The sequence below is a fragment of the Enterobacter sp. K16B genome (assembly GCF_020216105.1).
Classification (GTDB): domain Bacteria; phylum Pseudomonadota; class Gammaproteobacteria; order Enterobacterales; family Enterobacteriaceae; genus Enterobacter; species Enterobacter sichuanensis.
Genome location: NZ_JAIWJZ010000029.1, coordinates 1 through 22,282, shown reverse-complemented (window position 1 = coordinate 22,282; position 22,282 = coordinate 1). Strand labels below are relative to the sequence as shown.

Annotated in this window: 15 protein-coding genes; 4 read left to right on the top strand and 11 right to left on the bottom strand. The window is 57.5% G+C overall.

The genetic code is table 11. The features are described from left to right. Positions 1-49: 49 nt before the first annotated feature. The 10 genes from der to LDK53_RS07290 all read right to left on the bottom strand — a co-directional run bounded on the left by der (position 50) and on the right by LDK53_RS07290 (position 16,487). On the bottom strand, positions 50-1,525 hold the full coding sequence (der, locus tag LDK53_RS07335; protein ID WP_008502134.1) for a ribosome biogenesis GTPase Der: 1,476 nt from the start codon (positions 1,523-1,525) through the stop codon (positions 50-52). A 112-nt stretch (positions 1,526-1,637) separates the two neighbouring features. After that, positions 1,638-2,816 (bottom strand): outer membrane protein assembly factor BamB, encoded by a 1,179-nt coding sequence (bamB, locus tag LDK53_RS07330; RefSeq protein WP_225285227.1) that lies wholly within the window; start codon positions 2,814-2,816, stop codon positions 1,638-1,640. Positions 2,817-2,826: 10 nt separating this feature from the next. Then, positions 2,827-3,447: a YfgM family protein gene (locus LDK53_RS07325; RefSeq protein WP_025757691.1), complete on the bottom strand. Its 621-nt coding sequence runs from the start codon at positions 3,445-3,447 to the stop codon at positions 2,827-2,829. Positions 3,448-3,460: 13 nt separating this feature from the next. Next, entirely contained in the window at positions 3,461-4,735 is a 1,275-nt protein-coding gene (hisS, locus tag LDK53_RS07320) for a histidine--tRNA ligase (protein ID WP_025757689.1), read from the bottom strand. An 80-nt stretch (positions 4,736-4,815) separates the two neighbouring features. After that, positions 4,816-5,934: a flavodoxin-dependent (E)-4-hydroxy-3-methylbut-2-enyl-diphosphate synthase gene (gene ispG, locus LDK53_RS07315; protein WP_025757688.1), complete on the bottom strand. Its 1,119-nt coding sequence runs from the start codon at positions 5,932-5,934 to the stop codon at positions 4,816-4,818. A 26-nt stretch (positions 5,935-5,960) separates the two neighbouring features. Further along, a complete protein-coding gene (gene rodZ, locus LDK53_RS07310) occupies positions 5,961-6,992 on the bottom strand; it encodes a cytoskeleton protein RodZ (RefSeq protein WP_094918386.1) in 1,032 nt (343 codons plus the stop codon). 292 nt (positions 6,993-7,284) lie between these two features. Next, positions 7,285-8,451: a bifunctional tRNA (adenosine(37)-C2)-methyltransferase TrmG/ribosomal RNA large subunit methyltransferase RlmN gene (locus tag LDK53_RS07305; protein ID WP_025757686.1), complete on the bottom strand. Its 1,167-nt coding sequence runs from the start codon at positions 8,449-8,451 to the stop codon at positions 7,285-7,287. Positions 8,452-8,620: 169 nt separating this feature from the next. Further along, entirely contained in the window at positions 8,621-9,052 is a 432-nt protein-coding gene (gene ndk, locus LDK53_RS07300; protein ID WP_003860625.1) for a nucleoside-diphosphate kinase, read from the bottom strand. A 156-nt stretch (positions 9,053-9,208) separates the two neighbouring features. Then, positions 9,209-11,533 carry a peptidoglycan glycosyltransferase PbpC gene (gene pbpC, locus LDK53_RS07295; RefSeq protein WP_225285335.1) on the bottom strand — a complete coding sequence of 775 codons (2,325 nt, stop codon included), beginning with the start codon at positions 11,531-11,533 and terminating at the stop codon, positions 9,209-9,211. Between the two features lies 1 nt (position 11,534). Further along, entirely contained in the window at positions 11,535-16,487 is a 4,953-nt protein-coding gene (locus tag LDK53_RS07290; RefSeq protein WP_225285226.1) for an alpha-2-macroglobulin family protein, read from the bottom strand. Positions 16,488-16,773: 286 nt separating this feature from the next. On the opposite strand from LDK53_RS07290, the gene LDK53_RS07285 reads away from it, so the two are divergent. From LDK53_RS07285 to LDK53_RS07270, 4 genes are all read left to right on the top strand, one after another. Continuing rightward, a complete protein-coding gene (locus LDK53_RS07285; protein WP_225285225.1) occupies positions 16,774-18,318 on the top strand; it encodes a PTS transporter subunit EIIC in 1,545 nt (514 codons plus the stop codon). Between the two features lie 12 nt (positions 18,319-18,330). Then, positions 18,331-19,698 carry a 6-phospho-alpha-glucosidase gene (locus LDK53_RS07280; protein WP_225285224.1) on the top strand — a complete coding sequence of 456 codons (1,368 nt, stop codon included), beginning with the start codon at positions 18,331-18,333 and terminating at the stop codon, positions 19,696-19,698. Positions 19,699-19,788: 90 nt separating this feature from the next. After that, positions 19,789-20,634 carry a 3-mercaptopyruvate sulfurtransferase gene (gene sseA, locus LDK53_RS07275; protein WP_225285223.1) on the top strand — a complete coding sequence of 282 codons (846 nt, stop codon included), beginning with the start codon at positions 19,789-19,791 and terminating at the stop codon, positions 20,632-20,634. Next, positions 20,634-21,404: a MurR/RpiR family transcriptional regulator gene (locus tag LDK53_RS07270; protein WP_225285222.1), complete on the top strand. Its 771-nt coding sequence runs from the start codon at positions 20,634-20,636 to the stop codon at positions 21,402-21,404. The genes sseA and LDK53_RS07270 overlap by 1 nt, the downstream gene beginning before the upstream one ends. An 18-nt stretch (positions 21,405-21,422) precedes the next feature. Here LDK53_RS07270 and sseB read toward each other — a convergent pair whose 3' ends face one another. Continuing rightward, positions 21,423-22,199 (bottom strand): enhanced serine sensitivity protein SseB, encoded by a 777-nt coding sequence (gene sseB, locus LDK53_RS07265; protein ID WP_047959237.1) that lies wholly within the window; start codon positions 22,197-22,199, stop codon positions 21,423-21,425. Positions 22,200-22,282 lie beyond the last annotated feature (83 nt).

Sequence of the window (22,282 nt, the reverse complement as noted above, 5' to 3'; positions counted from 1 at the left end):
GCAAAAAAAAGCCCGCGATAAACGCGGGCTTTCGTAAGTTCAGCAAAGTTTATTTGCTTTTCTTAATGTGCTTAATCAAACGCTTACGCTTACGCATCTGGTTTGGCGTCAGGGTGTTGCGCTTGTTGGCGAACGGGTTTTCCCCTTCCTTGAACTGGATACGGATAGGCGTGCCCATCACGTCCAGCGATTTACGGAAGTAGTTCATCAGATAGCGCTTGTAGGAATCCGGCAGGTCTTTCACCTGGTTGCCGTGAATCACCACGATTGGCGGGTTATAACCACCGGCGTGAGCATATTTCAGCTTCACGCGACGGCCGCGCACCAGCGGCGGCTGATGGTCTTCAGCAGCCATATTCATGATACGGGTCAGCATGGCGGTACTCTGACGACGGGTGGAGCTATCGTAGGCTTCACGCACGGACTCGAACAGATTACCCACACCGCTGCCGTGCAGCGCAGAGATGAAGTGTACGCGGGCAAAGTCGATAAAGCCCAGACGGAAGTCGAGGGTCTCTTTCACCTGCTCACGCACTTCATTGCTCAGGCCATCCCATTTGTTGACCACGATGACCAGTGAGCGCCCACTATTGAGGATAAAGCCGAGCAGAGAAAGGTCCTGATCGGAGATACCTTCGCGCGCATCAATGACCAGCAGCACCACGTTGGCATCTTCAATGGCCTGCAGGGTTTTGATAACGGAGAATTTTTCCACCACATCGGTGATTTTCCCGCGCTTACGCACCCCGGCGGTGTCGATGAGAACATATTCACGCTCATCGCGCTGCATCGGGATGTAAATACTGTCACGGGTGGTGCCCGGCATGTCGTAAACGACCACGCGCTCTTCACCCAGAATACGGTTAGTAAGTGTAGACTTACCTACGTTTGGACGGCCGACGATGGCCAGCTTGATCGGCAGATCCTGCGGGTTGAAGTCGTCTTCAGGCTCTTCTTCTTCGCCCGCTTCGCCGTCTTCAAACTGCGCCCAGTATTCCGCGTCTTCGTCCACCTCTTCCGGCGGGTTAACTTCGTCAACCCACGGCAGCAGAACGGTTTCCAGCAGGCTGGTTACGCCGCGGCCATGCGATGCGGCAATCGGGTAGATCTCACCCAGACCCAGTGACCAGAAGTCAGCGATAGCCTGATCGGCATCGATACCGTCAGTTTTGTTCGCCACCAGGAAGGTCGGTTTTTCACGCGAACGCAGGTGTTTGGCAATAGCGGAGTCCGCCGGCATCAGGCCAGCGCGCGCGTCCACCATGAACAACACCACGTCGGCTTCTTCAATCGCCAGCAGCGACTGTTCCGCCATGCGGGTTTCCACGCCATCTTCCGTACCGTCAATACCACCGGTATCAATACAGATGAACTCGCGTCCTTCTACTTCTGCACGACCGTACTTACGGTCACGCGTCAGCCCCGGGAAATCCGCAACCAGCGCATCACGGGTGCGTGTTAAACGGTTAAAAAGAGTGGATTTTCCAACGTTAGGGCGCCCGACAAGCGCGACCACAGGTACCATGTTTGAAGCCTCATAAAATTCAAAATAACGTCGCTTTCGCAGCGTTTTTAAAAATGTCAAAACGGCTCCTGAGTGAACAGGAGCCGTTTAGTATACTACAACCGCCGGGTAATTAACGCGTGATCGCGTACAGCGTGCCGTCTTTTGCCTGAATCAGCAGTTTGCCGTCAGCCACAACCGGGTCGGTCAGGAAACCAGAGCTGTCGACTTTTTGCTGCGCAACAAAGCGGCCATTATCCGGATCGATCCAGTGCATATACCCTTCGCTGTCACCGACCACCAGGCTACCGTTGTACAGTGCCGGCGCAGTCAGCAGACGGTGCAGCAGATCGCTTTGCGTCCACAGCGTCACGCCGCCTTCGGTGCTCAGCGCCAGCAGGCGATCGTTCTGGTCAACCATATAGATGCGGTTACCGTCAACGATGAAATCATTCACCGAGCCCAGCTCACGTTTCCACATGATCTGGCCGCTGCGCAGATCCAGCGCGGTCAGGTTGCCGTTATAGGCCAGAGCGTACACCACACCGTTAACGATAACGGGCGTGGTGTCTACGTCGCTCAGACGGTCAATTTCCGTTGAGCCAGTGGCCTGGGAGATACGCTGCTGCCAGATCATCTGGCCCTGCTGCATCAGCACGGCGCTCACACGACCGTTGTCACCGCCCACAATGGCAGCACCAAATGCGGTAGCCGGTGCGGATTCACCGCGCAGGGAGAGCGCAGGCATATCCAGGTTAACGGTCCATTTCACCAGACCGTCCGCTTCGTTCAGCGCCTGCAGCTGGCCGTTGCTGGTATGAATCAGCACCAGGCCGTCGCTCACCACCGGACGAGACAGGGACTCACCCGCCACGGTCGTTTGCCAGGCGATGGAGCCGTCGCTGCTGTTCAGGGCATAAATCTGTGCTTTTTCGCTGCCCACGTAAACGTGGCCACCGGCAACGGTCAGGCCGCCAGACAGCAGTGCAGGTTTACGGGAGAACCAGCCGTCTTTTTCCGCCAGGTTAACAGACCACACTTCTTTTCCATCATCGGCGTTCACCGCTTTCACGGTACCTTTGCGGTCAGCCGCATAGATTACGCTGTCGGCAAAAGCCGGATGCAGGTTGGAATAGAAATCACCAATCCCATCGCCCACGGAGGTGCTCCATGCGGTGGAGGGAGTAAACTGGTTTTCAACCGTCGGCAGTGGGGACATTTTCACAACGTCTTCTTCGCCACTGAACAGTGAACAACCACTCAATAACGTAACAGAAAGCAGTCCTGGCAGAAGTAATTTACGCAATTGCATCGGGTCCCTCTCAGACGGACAAATTATTTATTTTCATCTGCATCATTTCGCTCAGCGCAGGTGATGCTTTGCTATCCACGCCAGCTTGCCACGCTTTACGCGCGCCCGCTTTGTCACCTTTGCTCAGCAGTGCTTCACCGCGCAGATCGGCAACGATGGCAGCAAAACCTTCGCCTTTGATGGTATCGAGCGTTTTCAGCGCATCGTCAGCTTTTTTCTGCTGAACCTGAATACGTGCCAGGCGCAGGTTGATCACCGCTTTCAGGTTTTCATCGCTGGCCGCAGCAAGGCCCTGAGTCAGCTGAGCAGCGGCTTTATCCAGTTCGTTTTTATCAACGTACTGCTGAGCCACTTCCAGCGCAGCCAGTGCACCGTAGGTGTTTTTGTTGTCAGCGGCAAATTTTTCTGCCGCCGCCAGCGTTTGCGGCTGATCGGCACGAATGGCACTCACGGTATTTTCATAGGTCAGAGACGCGCCGCGCGCGGAATCCGCCTGATGATTGTTCCAGTAGCGCCAGCCAATCAAGGCACCCACACCTAAAATAACGCCAACCACCAGTGCTTTGCCGTTTTCAGCAAAGAAGCGTTTGATCGCGTCGACCTGATCGTGTTCGTTCTCGTAAATTTCCACGCAGTCCTTCTCCTTAGCCCAATAAAGTGCGCAAGTGCGCCGCAACGCCGTCCTGCGTTACCGTTGTCTGCTCACCAGAGCGCAGGTCTTTCACCACGACTTCGCCGTTAGCCACTTCGGACTCACCCAGCACCAGTGCAATACTTGCGCCCCACTTATCGGCACGAGCAAACTGTTTTTTGAAGTTGCCGCCGCCATGGTTGGTCATCAGCTTCACCGTCGGCAGCGCATCGCGCACGCGTTCGGCAAGCTGCATCGCCGCAGACTGCGTTTCCGCGCCTGAGGCTACCAGGTATATATCGACAACGGAATCTGCTTTAAATTCCGGATTAACTGCCTGAACCAGCAAAACAAGTCGCTCAAGGCCCATCGCGAAGCCAACCGCAGGCGCGGCGCGACCGCCAAGCTGCTCTACCAGACCGTCATAACGACCGCCTGCACACACGGTGCCCTGCGAGCCGAGGCTGGTGGTAACCCACTCAAACACGGTGCGGTTATAGTAGTCCAGACCGCGCACCAGACGCTGGTTCACGGTGTAGGCAATGCCCGCCGCTTCAAGCAGCTTGCAAAGACCTGCGAAGTGTTCGCGAGATTCGTCGTCCAGGTAGTCACCCAGCGCAGGCGCATCGTTCAGCAGCGCCTGGACATCTGCATTTTTTGAATCCAGTACGCGCAGTGGATTGCTGTACATACGACGTTTGCAGTCTTCGTCCAGCTTATCTTTATGCTGCTCCAGGAACGCCACCAGCGCGTCACGGTAGTTAGCGCGCGCTTCCAGCGAACCGATAGAGTTCAGTTCAAGAGAAACGTGCTCAGAGATGCCCAGCGCACGCCACCAGCGGGCGGTCAGCATAATCAACTCGGCGTCGATGTCTGGCCCCTGCAGACCAAAGACTTCCACACCCAGCTGGTTGAACTGGCGATAACGACCTTTCTGAGGACGTTCGTGGCGGAACATCGGGCCGATATACCACAGGCGCTGCTCCTGATTGTACAGAAGACCATGTTCGATGCCGGCGCGTACGCAGCCCGCCGTACCTTCCGGACGCAGGGTCAGGCTGTCGCCATTGCGGTCCTCAAAGGTGTACATCTCTTTTTCAACCACGTCGGTCACTTCACCGATCGCGCGTTTGAATAACGGGGTCTGCTCTACAATCGGCAAACGGATTTCGCTGTAACCGTAGCTGCCGAGCACCTGCTTCAGCGTGCCTTCAATGCGCTGCCAGATGGCGGTTTCGCCAGGCAGATAATCGTTCATGCCGCGGATGGCTTGAATGTTTTTTGCCACGTTTATTCTCTTTCTATATACAAAAAAAACCCAAAGAATGGGTTCAATCATACATGGGAAGCTCGCGGCTTCCCATCACGTTATTTTTCAACCTGCTGAACGCTGATACGCTGTGTCTCGTCCATCATGGCGGCTTTGGCACGGATACGGGCTTCAAGCTGGTCGATCATGTCACTATTATCCAGACGATCTTTACGAACGCCATCTTCATAGAGACCACTTTTCTTGTTACCGCCGGTAACGCCCAGGGTTGACACCAGTGCTTCACCCGGACCGTTCACCACGCAGCCGATAATCGAGACGTCCATCGGGGTGATAATATCTTCCAGACGTTGCTCCAGGGCATTCACCGTGCCGATCACATCAAACTCCTGACGTGAGCAGGTTGGGCAGGCAATGAAGTTGATCCCGCGCGAGCGGATACGCAGTGATTTCAGGATATCGAAACCGACTTTGATCTCTTCAACCGGATCGGCCGCCAGCGACACGCGCAGGGTATCGCCGATCCCTTCGGAGAGCAGCAGCCCCAGACCGATCGCGGATTTTACAGAACCGCTACGCAGGCCACCCGCTTCGGTGATCCCGAGGTGCAGAGGCTGATCGATCTGTTTTGCCAGCAGACGGTAAGATTCCACCGCAAGGAAAACATCGGACGCTTTCACGCTGACTTTGAACTGATCAAAGTTAAGACGATCCAGATGATCAACGTGACGCATTGCGGACTCAAGCAACGCCTGCGGCGTAGGCTCACCGTATTTTTCCTGCAGATCTTTTTCCAGGGAACCGGCGTTGACGCCGATACGGATAGGAATATTTTTGTCACGGGCGCAGTCCACAACCATGCGGATACGCTCTTCGTTACCAATGTTGCCCGGGTTAATGCGCAGGCAGTCGACGCCGTATTCGGCCACTTTCAGTGCGATGCGGTAGTCGAAGTGGATATCCGCGACCAGAGGAACGCTGACCTGCTGTTTGATCAGTTTGAACGCTTCGGCGGCATCCATGGTCGGGACGGAGACGCGAACGATGTCCGCGCCTACTCGCTCTAATGCTTTGATTTGATTGACCGTGGCTTCCACATCGGTGGTGCGCGTATTGGTCATCGACTGAACGGCGATAGGTGCCCCATCGCCGACTGGCACATTCCCAACGTAAATCCGTTTCGATTTTCTACGTTGAATCGGAGCCTGGTTATGCATGAAAAATCTCCCGCGTTGCCCGTCTGTTACTGTGCTGCTGATTGTTCGGCATTAACGGTAAGACGTGCAACCTGGTTAGTTCTGATAAAGCGGCTCAGGTCGACAGGTTTTCCTTGATACTGGATCTGTACCGCTGCCGGAGCGCCGATTTTAAGTTTATAAGGCGCCTGGCCGGTTAGGTTTAACGTGCCATCTTTACGCTGCAGGCCGCTGAACAACTTTTTACCTGTCGCATCAGTCACTTCCAGCCAGCAGTCGGCGTTGAAGTTCATCACCAGTGCGTTGGGATCGGCTTCAGGAGTTGCAGTACCTGCCGGGTTGGTTGGCAGAGACGCAGCGGTATTGTCTGCAGGCTGCGTGGCCGCTGGCGCGTTTGCCGCAGTATCCACATTCGCCTGGGAAGGAGAGACCACCGTGTTTTGATCCTGAGCCTGAGGCGCAGCGGTGTTCGCCGTTGCACCCGGAGCCGGTGCTGTACCGGTCGCCGGCGCGTCTGTTGCCGGGGTCTCTGTCGCGGCCGTTTGTGGCTCGCTGGAGGAGGCCGCGCCGTTGGTATTCAGCGGCACGTTCTGGGCGTTATCCGTTCCGGCCTGGTTGAGTTCGGCCGAGGATTGATCGGCCATCGTGGTGATCTCTTCCTGCTGTGCCTTATGGTTTTGCCACCACCAGGCACCGGTCAGACCGACCACTACAAACAGCACCAGCCAGGTAAAGCTCATCAGCCAGCCATCACGTTTTTTACGACGTTTCCCCAGGGAGAAGGTCTGCATCGGCGCAACTTTTGCTGCACGGACGGGTGCCTGCTTCTCCATCATTGGCAGTAATTCGTTTTCGGGGATGTGCACCAGTTTTGCGTAAGAGCGGATATAACCGCGCAGGAAGGTTGAAGCCAGATCGGCAGGCGCCTTATCTTCTTCAATATCGCGAACCGTGGAAACCTTCAGGCACAAGCGTTCCGCAACGGCTTGCTGGCTGAGTCCGAGTTGTTCACGGGCGTTGCGAAGACGAACGCCAGTGGAGAGTGCTTCATGTTGGTCGTGAGTGGCTTCAGTATTCATTCGCTACAACTACTGGTACGTGAAAAATAAGGGTTCAGGTGCCGGTGAGTCACAATGCCACCCGCACCGCGAAACTTCTGGTCAGTTAACCTTGAACAGACAGTATAAGACTGTCAGCCGGGAGATGACAGTACAGACTGCCCGAACGGCTAAACTGTTGTTACGTCGTTACATACTGCCCGAAAGTCGGATGAAACGCACCGTAATTATTATTCAGTCATCACGAATCTGACTGATTATTCAGTAAGATTATGCTTCACGGCGCAAATAATGCGCCGTGAGTGCATATTAATCAAACAGCTTTAACCGCGATGGCCTCACCCTGCATGCGTTTACGCAGGGTACGTTTGGTACGGTCAATCACATCACCTGCCAGCTGTCCGCATGCGGCATCAATGTCATCACCACGGGTTTTACGCACGATGGTGGTGAAACCATATTCCATCAGCACCTTGGAGAAGCGGTCGATACGGCTGTTCGAGCTACGGCCATACGGCGCGCCCGGGAACGGGTTCCAGGGGATCAGGTTGATTTTGCATGGCGTATCTTTCAGCAGCTCCGCCAGCTGGTGCGCATGCTCGGTACCGTCGTTGACGTGATCAAGCATCACGTACTCGATGGTCACGCGGCCCTGATTGGCGTTGGATTTTTCCAGATAGCGACGCACGGCAGCGAGGAAGGTTTCGATATTGTACTTTTTGTTGATCGGCACAATTTCGTCACGAATTTCATCGTTCGGCGCGTGCAGAGAGATCGCCAGCGCAACGTCAATCATGTCGCCGAGCTTGTCCAGCGCAGGCACAACGCCTGAGGTAGAGAGCGTCACGCGGCGCTTGGACAGACCAAAACCGAAGTCATCCAGCATGATTTCCATTGCCGGCACCACGTTAGTCAGGTTCAGCAGCGGCTCACCCATTCCCATCATTACCACGTTGGTGATGGGACGCGTACCGGTCACTTTTGCCGCACCGACGATTTTCGCGGCACGCCAGACCTGGCCGATAATTTCTGATACGCGCAGGTTACGGTTAAAGCCTTGCTGCGCAGTTGAGCAGAATTTGCACTCCAGCGCACAGCCCACCTGAGAGGAGACGCACAGTGTGGCACGGTCTTCTTCCGGGATGTAGACGGTTTCAACGCGCTGATCGCCAACCGCAATCGCCCATTTGATGGTGCCATCGGCCGAGCGCTGCTCTTCCACCACTTCCGGCGCGCGAATTTCAGCCACTTCTTTGAGCTTATTACGCAGAGCCTTGTTGATGTCAGTCATGTCATCAAAATTGTCGCTGCAGTAATGGTACATCCACTTCATGACCTGATCGGCACGAAACGGCTTTTCGCCCATCTCTTTGAAGAACTCGCGCATCTGCTGACGGTTCAGATCCAGCAGGTTGATTTTTCCATTTTTATTGGGAACCGCAGGAATGGCGACTTCGGAGGTATTCACTAATTCAGACATAATATTTACCGGCCTCGTTGTTACACGTTATGGCCCATGGAGGGTTGAATAGAAACGCCCCGGAAAGCGGTCTGCTCGTCCGGGGCGTTGCATTGTACAAACTCTGACGCAGGGATGCCACGTCTGGACGTGGCATTTACGAAAATAATGTGTAAACGAAACCGTTAAATTAACGGGTACGTGGACACACTTCGCCTTCAGCGAAGAAGAAAGCGATTTCGCGCGCAGCAGATTCAACGGAGTCAGAACCGTGAGTACCGTTCTCGGTGAAGCTGTCAGCGTAGTCAGCGCGCAGGGTACCTGCCAGCGCGTTGTCCGGGTTGGTGGCACCCAGCAGGTCGCGGTGACGCTGTACTGCATTTTCGCCTTCCAGCACGGAAACCACGATTGGGCCAGAGGTCATGAACTCAACCAGGCCGTCAAAGAATGGGCGACCTTCGTGCTCAGCGTAGAAACCACGAGCCTGTTCAACGGTCAGGTGCAGCATTTTGGTGCCAACGATTTTGAACCCTGCTGATTCAAAGCGAGCGAAGATGCTGCCAATAACGTTTTTTGCCACCGCGTTTGGTTTGATGATGGAAAAAGTACGTTCAATAGCCATGATAACCTCTGTCAATGTTCTGTTGTTTTGCATACCTGAGTATGGTGTGGCGCGGATTATAATGAGCAATAGCGCCATTGCCTATGGATTCAGGTAACATTTTTTTAAAATAAGACGAGTTTCAGCAACAGCTCACCGCTGAAAGCTGTTTTTGCGTCACTGTAACGCGAAATTCACTGTCACAACCTGCCCGGTCTCATCCATAACGAGTAACTGATAATCGCCTGCTTTATCAAGTTGTAATGTGTAAACTTTCCCTTTCACATTCAGCGGTTCACCGTTCAAAAACCACCAGCGCTCGCCGCTAATGCCGGTCACCTGAAGCGGCAGCGAAACGCGGGATTCTCCCGGCAGGCGTTTAATCACGGCGCCTTCACGTATGCCGGTCAGAATGAGTGGCGCAGGCGCGTCCTGCGAGAGCGGCGGACAGTCTGGTGATGGAGGTGGGACGCGTACCGCACGACGCTCGTTTGCAGGCAGCCAGGGCTCCAGCGGCAGCGGCCAGACGTCAAGGTCTTTCTCTGTTGCATCCGGGCAATCTGCCGCCACACGTTTGCCCGTTTTATCCAGCCAGACCGGGAAACGAATACCGCGAATGCCTTCCTGCTCCGGCAACAGCAGCGTGGGCGGCTCACTCCCCTCCAGCAGCCAGGTCGACAGACGACGTCGACAGTTTTCACTGCCTTCCGGCAGCGACTGACCGCCAGGCCAGCAGATCACGCCCCGCCCGACGCTTGCCGGGCGCGGATCGCGCGGGAGGCGGGCTTCGTCGATCGTTGAACGTGACTGAAGCAGGTTATTCACCTGGTTTAACAGCGGCACGGCGCTAGCAAAACCAAACTGTCCCGCCACGGGCGTGCCGTCCGGTCTTCCGGTCCAGATGCCTATCACGTAGCGGGCATTCAGACCGATGGCCCAGGCATCGCGGTAGCCGTAGCTGGTGCCCGTTTTCCAGGCCAGCGGCGCAACCTGCGGCAGCGCGTTATCCGGTAGCGGCTGCGCCTCGTTGGCCAGAATACGGCGAATAATCCACGCCGAGCCCGGAGACAGCAGCGGACGCTCAATGAGCGGATCGCCAGGCTGTAGCCGCAGCCTTCCCGCCTTACCGTGGCGGGCAAAGGCGCTGTAGGCCGCGGCGATATCGCCCAGCCGCGCGCCTGCCCCGCCGAGGATCAGGGACAGATTCGGCTGCGCCCCCGCGGGCAGGATCAGCGGCAAACCTGCGTTACTGAGCATGCCGGTAAACCGTTTTGGCCCGTAGGCTTCCAGCACCTGCACAGCGGGCAGGTTGAGGGAGCGCACCAGCGCTTCGCTCATGCTGACCGGCCCGTGGAATCCGCTGTCAAAATTCCCCGGGCGATAATCGCCGGTTTTTCTTGGTACGTCTTGTAGCAACGAGGCGGGATGGATCAATCCCTCATCCAGCGCCATGCCGTAGATAAAGGGTTTTAACACCGATCCCGGAGATCGGATCGCATTGACCATATCCACGTGGCTAAAGCGCGTGTCATCGTTAATATCCACCGACCCGACCCAGCCGCGCACTTTCATATCGGAATGATCCACGACGATCATCGCCAGCGAGCTGCGGGCCGGCAGGCGGGATTTCCAGTTCATCGCCAGCTCTTCCAGCTGCCGCTGCAACCCGGCATCCAGCGTGGTGACAATTTTCGTGTCGTGGCTTTTACTGAGCATCATGCGTGCAAAGAGCGGTGCCAGCTGCGGCATCTGCCGGGGTGCCAGCCATATCGACTCTTCACGGGATTCCTGGACCTGCTTTGCGGACCAGACGCCCTGCGTCGCCATGCGGTCGAGCACCTTATTGCGCGCCGCTTCAGCCCGTTCAGGCCAGCGGTCCGGGCGTAAACGACTTGGTGCCTGAGGCAGCACCGCGAGCAGCGCCGCGTCGGAGTAGCTGAGCTGTGACGGGGGTTTTCCCAGATAGGTCCAGCTTGCTGCCCCCACGCCCTGCAACGTGCCGCCAAACGGAGCACGATTAAGATAGAGCGTGAGAATATCGCGCTTGGAAAGATGCCACTCCAGCTGCAACGCCCGCCAGAGCTGACGAATTTTGCCCCCCAGAGTCCGCGGATGCGGATCCAGCAACCGCGCCACCTGCATGGTGAGCGTACTGCCGCCGGAGACAACCTTTCCGGAAGTTAAATCCTGCCAGGCGGCGCGCAGAACAGAAAGCGGGTTGACGCCTGGATGATCCCAGAACCAGCGATCTTCGTACTGGATCAGCGCCTCAAGATAACGGGGGGAGACCTCTTCGATCGTCACCGGATAGCGCCAGATGCCGTCGCTATCGGCAAAACGCCAGAGTGGGGTGCCCTTCTCATCCACCACGACCCGGGCGGGGTTAACCTCTTTCAGAGGCAACGGCCACAGGCGGTCAGCGGCCAGAATCAGCCCCCATAAAATGAGAAGCGCTCCCGCCAGCCACAGCCAGCGGGAGCGTATCAGACGAGCCATCAGCATATTACGGAACAACAATCAGCGGGCCACTGGCCGCCCCCGTGGCTCGCCACTGCGGCACGTACATAGACTCCACCATCGGAACCGGCACCTGATAGGAGCCCGGCGTCACCGCGCGCGCCAGATAAACCAGCGTGACCGGCTGACCTTCGTTCACCGGCACTGCTGCAACAAAGCGGTCGTCGCGGAATTCCATATGCTGAATGTCCGCCTGCTGCATCTGGCTCAGCAGGTTCTGCACTTCACTGCCGCTGTCCTGCAGGCTGGCGCTGCTGCTTGCCAGGTTCTGGTTTTCCAGCTCCAGACCGGCAGGGAGAAGATCCACCACCAGCGCGTCCGGCACGTTCTGGCTGGCTTTCACCTCCAGCCAGACCAGCACCAGCTCACCACTCTTCAGTGAGGAGAGCGATTTCGTGCTGCCGTCGGTTGCCAGGATATGACGTTCAACCTGCAGCACGTTCGAGCTCGGCTGTGGCGCATCTTCAGGATAACCTGTGCTGTCCAGGCGAACCCACAGCGGGGTTGTGCCGGTATTGGTGACCTGCAATGCACCAAGCTGGTCACCGGTGAGGTTTTGCACCTGCGCCTGCTCCCCACCTGATGCGGTATCAGACAGCGAGGTTTGAGCCTGCCACGCACCGGACAAGGTTTGCAGCGAACGTCCGGCCAGGAACAGCGCGTTGCTCTCCTGCGTTGACAACCAGCGCTGGCTGAAGGCCTCTTCAGACAACGCATTCAACAGCGTATTTTGCGCATCCGGCAACAGCTTGTACTCCTCGAGAAGGGAGAGCATCAGCGCGTTATCGCGAAGCGTGCTGCCGTAATCGGCCATCCAGGTTTTACTGTCGTTACGCGGCGTTTTGAGCGCCAGATCCAGCGCCTGCTGGCTGCGTGGGGCATCGCCCATCAGCTTAAGCGCCATACCGAGCTGCATCAGCGGCAGACCGGAAGCCGCCTGATCGTGACGATCCCAGATTTCACGCAGCGCACCCAGCGGTGCTTTTTGCTGACGCGCCAGCACCAGCGCGGCATAGGCCTGCACAGCGAACTTGCTGGCCTGCGTATCGTCGCTGTAGCGAATGGACATCATGCCCGGGTCCTGCAGATAGCGCAGCAAACGGCTATTCGCGTTATTGACCGCGTCGGCCGGCACGCTGTAACCCTGCTCGCCTGCACGCACCAGGAAGTCAGTGACATAGGCGGTCAGCCAGTACTCTTCCGGACCGTTTTTATCCCACAGCGCGAAACCACCATCATCACGCTGCATCTGCAGCAGACGGGAGATGCCGATATCAATGGCGTTACGGCGTTTGTCGTCCGTATCACCTTTGATGCCAAGCGCCTTCAGCTGTGCCGCGTTGGTATAGAGCGACGGGAACAGGCCGCTGGTGGTTTGCTCAAGGCAACCATAAGGATAAGCCTGCAACTCGCGGATATAGCGCGCCAGATTGAGCGGTGGTTTACCGCTCAGCAGCAATTGCCCCTGCAGCGTTGCAGGAGAGAAGCCGTTGATATGCTGCCCCGGTGCTGTCCAGGACTCACCCGGATTCAGCATGGCCCCGGTATTCACCGTCTGCGCCGGGAACGCCGGACGGACACCGATTTTCCAGCTCTTCTGCTGCGGGGCAAAGGTCTCGCCCGGAAGCTGCAGGCCGGTCACCTGCGCAGTCACTTCACCGTCTCCGTAGCCGTCCAGCGCGCGCACCGGAATAAACAGAGTCGTCCGCGCACCTGGTGGCAGTCGCACCGGCTGCGGCTGCGCCCCTTCCAGCGTCAGTTTTCCGGCCGCGGTTAACGCCACGTTCAGCGTTTGCGGCTGATCGGTCAGGTTGGTGAGGTCCAGCGTTAAGCGTGAAGTATCGCCGCTTGCCAGGAAGCGCGGCGTATTCAGTTCAGTAATCACTGGCGCGGCAACAATCACTTTGCTTTCGCTGCTGCCGAAATCGTCTTCTGTCCAGGCCTGCGCCATCAGACGCAGCTCGCCGTTGAAGTCGCCAATCGGCAGCGTAACGGTGCCTTCCCCGTTGGCATCCAGCGTTACCGGCTGCGCCTGCTGGGCAATAATGGTGACGTGGTTCACCGGCGGTTTGCCGCCGCGCTTCAGCTCATCCCCGTCGCCACCAAAACGCAGCGCGGCGAGGCGGCCCTGGCCTTCAATGACCTGACCATAGATATCGTAGATATCCGCGCCGTAGCGCTTCTGACCAAAGAAAGCCTGCCACGGATCCGGCGTGACGTAGTCGGTAATGTTCAGCACGCCGCTGTCCACCGCCGAGACCAGCACGTTCACTTTCTGCGGCACCGCGCCCTCTTTCACGCTGGCTTTCACCTTCACAGAGAGCGTCTGGTTTGGACGCATTTTCTGCGGGTTATCCAGTGCAATATTCAGGCGGCGATTTTCGTCGCCCATCGGCAGATGCAGCAGGCCGACCGCACGTTTCGGCGTGGCGGATTTGGATTTATCACCAGGGCGTACCACCAGCGTGCTGAGATAAAGATCGTGACGTTTCCAGGCTTTATCGACCGGGATAGCGAGATCCAGCCCGTTTGCCGGGACGTCGATCTCTTTCCACCACAGCGGCCCTTCGCTGGATTCGATCATCGCATAGCCCTTGCCGGCGGCCGGTGCAGAAATGTGCAGGTTGATAGTATCGCCAGGCTGATAACCCGGTTTATCCAGTTTCAGGGTAACGCGGTCAGGGCGCGCAGCCCCGGTGCCGTCGCTATTATCCTGCCAGCTGTAGCCCGCCCAGAAGCGCACGCTGCTGACCATGTCGTCCGGTGCTTTAACCTCCAGACGATAGGAACCCCACTCAACCGGGAAAGTGACTTTGCCGGTTTCATCAGCCTTAAGGGTCAACTCCTGCTCGCCTTCGATCAGATCTTTTTGATCAAACTGCGACTCCCAGCCCTCGCTTTCGGACCAGTTCCAGTAATAATCCCGACGTTCGCGGATCAGACGCACCTGTAACCCGGAAACCGCCTTTTTTGCCCCACTGGCATCGGCATAGACAATATCGAAACTGGCGTTGCCGTTCTCGTCGACAATCGGCTGGTTGACGGTGGTGTCGGTGCGGTAGTCATAAACCGCCTTGCTGGCGAACTGAGGACGGATGCCCGGCAATTCCGCTGCAGGCCAGATAGCCTGCTCAGCACGACGCGTCACCGGACGACCACCTGACTCCAGCAGGCTGGCCTGCAGGATCAGCTGTAAAGGAGAGTGCACCTCTTTCCACTGGCTCTCCGTAGAGACCTCGCCACGCCCCTGTTCATCCAGCGTAAGCTGAACTTCATCCAGACTGCGGCTCAGGTTTTCCTCGGCGATATCACCAAACTGGAAGCCCGGCAGTGCCGGAACCGCGTCGCGCAGTGGACGCAGGAAAAGTTGTCCCTGCAGAGTGTTACCGTTGGCCGGGGCACCATAGAGGTAATAGCCCACCACAGTAAAGTCGACGTTATCCTGCGGTGAAACCGGCGCTTTTTGCCCCGTCAGGTTAAGTGCCATCCGCTCAGGCATAAAATCTTCGACGTGGAAGTCCCACAGACGCTGCAGGTTATCGCCCGTATTGGCGCGGATATGCCACATGCCGGTCTGCGCCCCGCTGTCCAGCGGGTAGTTAAAGCGATAGAGACCGTTTTCAGGCTGCACGACAACGGTACGTGCCACCTGTCCGTCCGGACGCAGCACGTCAAGCTTCACCGGCTGATCGGGCAGTGGCTTACCGTCGCTGTCGCGCAGCAGACCGTTCAGGATCACCGTTTCGCCCGGACGGTAGAGATCGCGCGGGCCAAACATAAAGAATTGCTTGCTGTAGCCAGGGCTCCCTGCAATGTCGAACTCCGCCAGGTCAAGGGCCGGTAGCTTGAGGTCAAGCAGCGTGGTCTGACCGTCTTTGCTGGCCAGGATCAGCGCGGCTTCTTTGTCGGTTTCAAGCTTTGCGTGACCGTCACCGTCGCTGTTCGCTTCGGCGAGCGTCTGCCCTTTGTCGTTCAGCAAGGTCACAGTCACGCCGGACTGCGCCGCGCCGTTCTCCAGGCTCTGGGTAAAGATATCCAGGCGGTTATGATAACGGTGAGCGGACAGCCCAATATCACTTAAGGTAAAGAGCGTCGCGGCATTGCTGTAGTTGTAATGCCCGGCCTGGTTCATGACCGCGATATACACGCCAGACTGCTGGAGCGGTTTAATATCCTTTAGCGGCAGCAGCAATTTTTCACGCGTATTGCGCGCCGGATTAAGATCGAAGCGACCGGTGTACACCAGCTCCGCCATCTTCAGCAGGTTGTCGGATTCCCAGTTGGTCAGCGCGTTGCGGTATTCCCACTGGCTGACAAAGGAGGCCAGCGATTCAGGCTTCACGCGATAGAAATTGACGTCCACGTTGTTAACGTTGAGCGCCATCACCGGCAGACCTTCGACCACTTTGCCCGGCAGCAGCGAGCCGCGGCTCGCAAAGCCGACGGTAGGCTCGACGTCCCGCGTGGTCAGGGCTTTTTCATAATCAGTGCCGAACGTCGCCTTATTCAGCCCCTGCAGGCCACGTTCAACGGTGACGACCAGGTTGCGGTTGGGCTCCAGATGGCGCAGACGAAGCTCTTTCAGGTTAGGCGCAAGTTCCCACGCCCCGTCAACTTTGCCGCTTTTCTTGTCCACGACATGCACCGTTTTCGCGAAATCCTGATCGGGATTCAGCGGAACCGAGAATGTCAGCACCAGCGTGGCCGCGCCATCCAGCTGCACTTCTGAGGCATCCAGCAGGGTTAAGGCTTTGCCCTGACTCTGGGCCGCCAGTTTTGCCAGCTTGTCAGCGTCGGGCTTTTCCGCGGCTTTCGGTGTTGATGGGGTGGAAGCGGCGGGAGCCGCAGATTGAGTGTTATCGTCGCTGTTATCACAGCCGACAAGCGTAAATGTGGTAAGCAGCGCGAGAGAGATCGCGGCTAAGCGAAACGGTTTCATCCTTTGTCCCTGGCCCACGGGGCCCGTTGGTCGTCGTCCGGATAAGTATTATCCGCAAGTTTCATTAATTCAAAAAGTCCAATTTTAGAATCTGGAAAGCGCCTCGCAGAGTGAGTCAAACCGGCAACCCGCTGGTGCTACGCCGATCACAGCGTGAAACGTTACATGTAACCTTTCACGTCATTTGTTTTTAAAACAACAAGATAGCTGGATAAGCTCGCCGGGAGCCTGCTAGTTTTAAGCTCAAGACGCACCCTGAGTGCGCGGTTCAATAAGAGAGAAAGCCATGAAACGAGCCGTGAACGCCCTACAAAATTTTGGAAAATCATTGTACGGACCGGTACTTATCTTACCGATCGTCGGTCTGTTTATCGCCTTTGGTAACGTGCTGGGTAACGGTAATCTCGCGGAGTATCTGCCGTTTCTTGGTCATCCTTTCATTCAGCATCTTGGTCAGCTTATCGCGAAATCGGCCGTGTCGGTGCTGGTCAACCTGGCGCTGGTGTTTGCCGTCGGTATCCCGATTGGCCTCGCGACGCGCGATAAAGGCTATGCCGCGCTGATTGGCCTGGTGACCTTTGTGGTGTTTATCAACGCCATGAACGTCACGCTGCAGCTCCAGGGGGCGCTGGCCGCGGCGGATCAGATGAAAGCCGCCGGGCAGACGATGGTGCTGGGCGTGCAGGTGCTGGAGATGGGGGTTTTTGCCGGGATCCTGACCGGTGCGCTCTCCGGCTATCTGTACAACAAATACTCCGGCGTACAGTTTAACGGCGCGATGGCAATTTACTCCGGCCACTGCTTTGTTGCCATTGTGATGCTTCCGGTCGCCATGCTGCTCGGCGTGGTAATGAGTGAAGTGTGGCCGTTTGCCCAGCACGGGATTAGCGCGATGGCGCTGGCCATCAAGGGCTCCGGGCCTTTGGGCGTCGCCATCTACGGGTTCCTGGAACGTATTCTGGTGCCTACCGGCCTGCATCATCTGGTCTATACCCCGTTCCTGTATACGGAGCTGGGCGGCACGCAGGAGGTGTGCGGCACGGTTTACCAGGGCGCGCGCAATATCTATTTTGCCGAGATGGCCTGCCCGAACGTGAAGCAGCTCAGCAGCACCGTGGTGTGGGACGCCCGCGGCATCAGCAAGATGTTTGGCCTGCCTGCCGCCGCGCTGGCGATGTACATGACCGCAAAGCCGGAGCGTAAAGCCATTGCGAAAGCCATTCTGATCCCGGCAGCGCTCACCTCTCTGCTGGTCGGCGTTACCGAACCCATTGAGTTCTCCTTCCTGTTTGTCGCCCCGCTGCTGTTCGTGGTGCACGCGGTCCTGACCGGCATCGGCATGATGCTGTTCTCGCTGCTGGGCGTTCACGCTATCGGCGCTAACGGGATCATTGATTTCATCCTCTACAACCTGCCGCTGGGCACGGAAAAGTCCAACTGGCCGATGTACCTCCTGGTCGGGCTGATCATGTTCATCCTCTACTTCTCGGTGTTCCGCTTCCTGATCCTGCGCTTCGACATGAAGACGCCGGGCCGTGAGGATGACGATAAGGAGACGCGCCTCTACAGCAAGCAGGAGTACCAGGCGAAGGGTAACAACGACGGGCTGGGCGAATCCATCGTGGTGGGTCTCGGCGGTCGGGAAAATATTGACGTGGTGGATAACTGCTATACCCGCTTACGCGTCACGGTGAAGGACGTCAACCTCATCGACGAGCCGCGCCTGAAGGCGACCGGCGCGAAAGGGATTATCAAACAAGGTAACAACGTTCAGGTGGTCTACGGGCTGCATGTCAAAAAAATGCGAGAAGCCGTTGAGACGTTTCTCTGAAAGGAGCTAAAGATGTTTACACCCCCATTCATTCTGTCGATTGCCGGTGGCGGCAGCACCTACACGCCGGGTATTGTGAAAAGCCTGATGGTGCGCCTGCAGGATTTCCCGCTGGCTGAAATCCGCCTCTACGACATCGACGAGACGCGTCAGAACACCATTGCACCGGTTGTCGAGAAGGTCATTCGTGACCACAGCCAGAACATTAAATTCACCGTCACCGGTGACCCGGAAGTGGCCTTCAGCGGCGCGCATTTTATCTTCGCCCAGATGCGCGTCGGACAGTACAAGATGCGCGAGCAGGACGAGAAGATCCCGCTGCGCCACGGCGTGGTTGGCCAGGAAACCTGCGGGCCCGGCGGGCTGGCGTATGGTCTGCGCACCATTCTGCCGATGGTAGAGCTTATTGATCGGGTGGAACGCTACGCGCATGAGAAGGCGTGGATCGTGAACTACTCCAACCCGGCGGCGATCGTTGCGGAAGGAGTACGACGCCTGCGCCCGAACGCACGCGTGCTGAACATTTGCGATATGCCGGTAGCGGCGATGCGTAACATGGGGGCGATTCTGGGTGTCGATCGCCGCAAGCTGGAGGTCGACTACTTTGGTCTGAACCACTTCGGCTGGTTTACCCGCGTGCGGGTGGACGGTGAGGACAAGCTGCCGGAGCTGCGTAAGCATATCGCAAAGTTTGGCCTGCTAACGGAAGATGCAGCCAAAACCGACCCGCAGCATTCGGATCCGTCATGGGTGAAAACCTGGCGCAACATTAAGCCGATCATGGACAACTTCCCGGAGTACCTGCCGAACCCGTATCTGCAGTATTACCTGATGCCGAACCAGATTGTGGCGCATCAGAACCCGGACTATACCCGCGCCAATGAAGTGATGGACGGGCGCGAGAAAAAGCTGTTCGCTGCCGCCGAAGAGTACAAGCGCACCGGGATCCTGCCGGATGCCTTCCACGTGGGCGTCCACGGTGAATTTATCGTCGACGTCGCCTGCTCGCTGGCCTTTAACCTGCGGAGCCGCCATCTGGTGATGGTGGAAAACCGCGGCGCGATTACCAACCTGCCTTACGATGCCGTGGTGGAAGTGCCTGCTTATATCACCTCCGAAGGGCCAGAGCCTGTCCGCATCGGCCAGGTGCCGCTGTTCCATCAGACCCTTTTGCAGCAGCAGCTCGCCTCTGAACAGCTGCTGGTGGAAGCGACGATTGAAGGGAGCTATGAGAAAGCCCTTCAGGCCTTCACCCTCAACCGCACCGTGCCGACCATGGAACATGCGAAGGCGATACTGGATGAGATGATCGAGGCTAACCGCGACTACTGGCCTGCGCTGCAAAAAGCCTGGCAGGACGGCGAAACGGTGAAAAAATAGGGGCTTGCTCGCGAGTTGAACGTGGTTTGCTTGTCGGTGTCAGAAAAAACACCGACAATCCTTTTTTACGGAAAAGAATGGAGGCAACCCATGTCCACCTCATATTTTGTCGCTGCCGACTGGCTTATTGAGCACGGCGACGATCCGGAAGTTCAGATTATTGACGCGCGTATGGCCCCTCCGGGACAAGAGCATCGTGACGTGCCCGGTGAATACCGCACCGGGCATCTGCCGGGTGCGGTATTTTTTGATATTGAAGCCCTCTCCGATCACACCTCTCCCCTGCCGCACATGCTGCCGCGTCCGGAAGCGTTTTCCGTGGCGATGCGCGAGCTGGGCGTCAGCAAAGACAAACACCTCGTGGTTTATGACGAAGGGAACCTCTTCTCGGCGCCGCGCGCGTGGTGGATGCTGAAAAACTTCGGCGTGGAAAAAGTCTCGATTCTGGCAGGCGGCCTCGCGGGTTGGAAGCGTGACGAACTGCCGCTTCAGCAGGGCGACGTGACGCTGCCGGAAGGCGAATTCGATGCCACGTTCGACGCGCACGTAGTGAAACGCCTGACCGACGTGCTGGTCATAAGCCACGAAAAAACGGCCCAAATCGTTGATGCCCGCCCTGCGCCACGCTTCAATGCCGAGGCGGATGAACCGCGTCCGGGACTTAGGCGCGGACATATTCCGGGCGCGCTGAACGTGCCATGGGGCGATCTGGTGTTTGAGGGCGAGCTGAAAACCACCGACGAGTTGCGGGCCATCTTTGCGCGTCAGGGCGTAGATTTACACCGTCCGGTTATCGCCAGCTGCGGTTCCGGCGTCACGGCCTGCGTGGTCATTCTGGCGCTCGCCACGCTCGGCGTTAACGACGTCACGCTCTACGACGGCGCCTGGAGCGAATGGGGTGCGCGTGACGACCTGCCGGTTGAACCGGCAAAATAATGGATAACCGCCTGGCCACGCTGTTAACGCGCGGGGAATCGCTCACCCGCGCGGAGTATCGCGTCCTCGCCCACCTGACAGAACACCCGCTGCTGGTGGGCAAGATTACGGTTCGCGAGCTGGCGCAGGCGACGTTCGTCTCTACCGCCACCATTATGCGGCTGTGTCAGAAGCTGGGGTTCAGCGGATTTAGCGAGTTTATCTGGCACTGCAAACAGCTGCTCTCCGACACCCCGCATATTGCTGCTCAGGGGCAATCGCGCCCTGAACTGCCAGCGCTTTTTAATCAGTTTATCGCCAACTATCAGCACACCTTTCAGTGGGTGACGCACGATAAGCGCCAGCAGTTTGCTGACCTGCTGCGCCAGAAAGAGAGCTTCTTTCTCTACGGCGCCGGGTTTTCCTATCTGTTTGCGGAGTACCTGACCAAGAAATTGCAGGTGCTGGGCAAAACAGCGTTTATCTCCGGCCCGGGCGACAGCCGGAACATCTTTCTCAGCAATGCCGCCCGCTATGAGGTGTTTATTGCCGTCTCGCGCAGCGGCGAAACGGAACAGGTGCTGGATAAAGCGCGGATCGCCAAAAACGTCGGTATGGCGATCGTCGCGTTTACCCGCGCCTCGGCCAATACGCTGGCGGGGATGGCGGATGTGCACTTTGCCCTCTATGACGAGGCGGTACATTTCGCCGCCGAAGCCGCAGGCGTGACGTCGTTTGAGTCGAATCTGGTACTGCTGATGGATTTACTGCTGCTGGAAGCAACGGGGTGATGGTTCACCCCGCTGTCATCAGATAATGCGGTTGGTTTTGAGATCGCGCAGGAAGCCGCCCCAGCGACGTTCGTAGAACGGCGTGATGTGCTCGGTAATAAAGTGGCTAATGCCCTTCTCACCGTTCTTCACCTGGCAGATATCAATCGGTTCATCCCCCGGCAGCGTGTCGGTGGCCACGCTTCCCGCCGCCTGAACGATCTCGTCGAAATCGCCATCGGCTTCGATACCGATCAGCAGCACCGGCTTTTCGTCTGCACGCTCTTTGATCGAGCAAAGGAATGCGCGTCGTACCGGCTTCAGGGTTTTGAACAGTGTGGTCAGGGAATCGATCATCTGCGCGGGCGGCTCGGCCACTTCAGACAGCAGCAGCGTTTCGCCCCCTTCCAGCACTTCCTGGGTGCTGAGCGGGTTACCCTCTTCACCGATCAGGTGACTAATTTCACGCGGGGTGAACTCTTTTCCGGTCGGCAGCTTCGCGTTGAGGAACAGCGTCTGGCCCAGGGTCATTTCAAACAGGGTGCGCACCGGCATCACCACGAATGCCTGTTCGTCCTCTACCGCTTTCTGCAACGCTTCCAGCGAGGTAAAGAACGGGATCACCGAAGAGCCGTCGTCTTTCTCCCAGTGCAGGAGATCCAGCGCGCTGTCTTCCACAACCTGCTCCCCTTCCGCGGCCGTGCCCGGCACCCAGACGGTGGACTCCAGCAGCGTGCGGAAGAATGCCGGACGGTGGGCGGGTTCGGTCGCCGCCTGCTCCAGCAGGGTTTCTAATTCGTTTTTGGTATCTGACATAGTTTGGCTACTTCAAAAAACGCCAGGTGGCGTCTCGCTTACCCGGCCTACAAAACCGTAGGCCTGTGCAAGCGCAGCGCCGC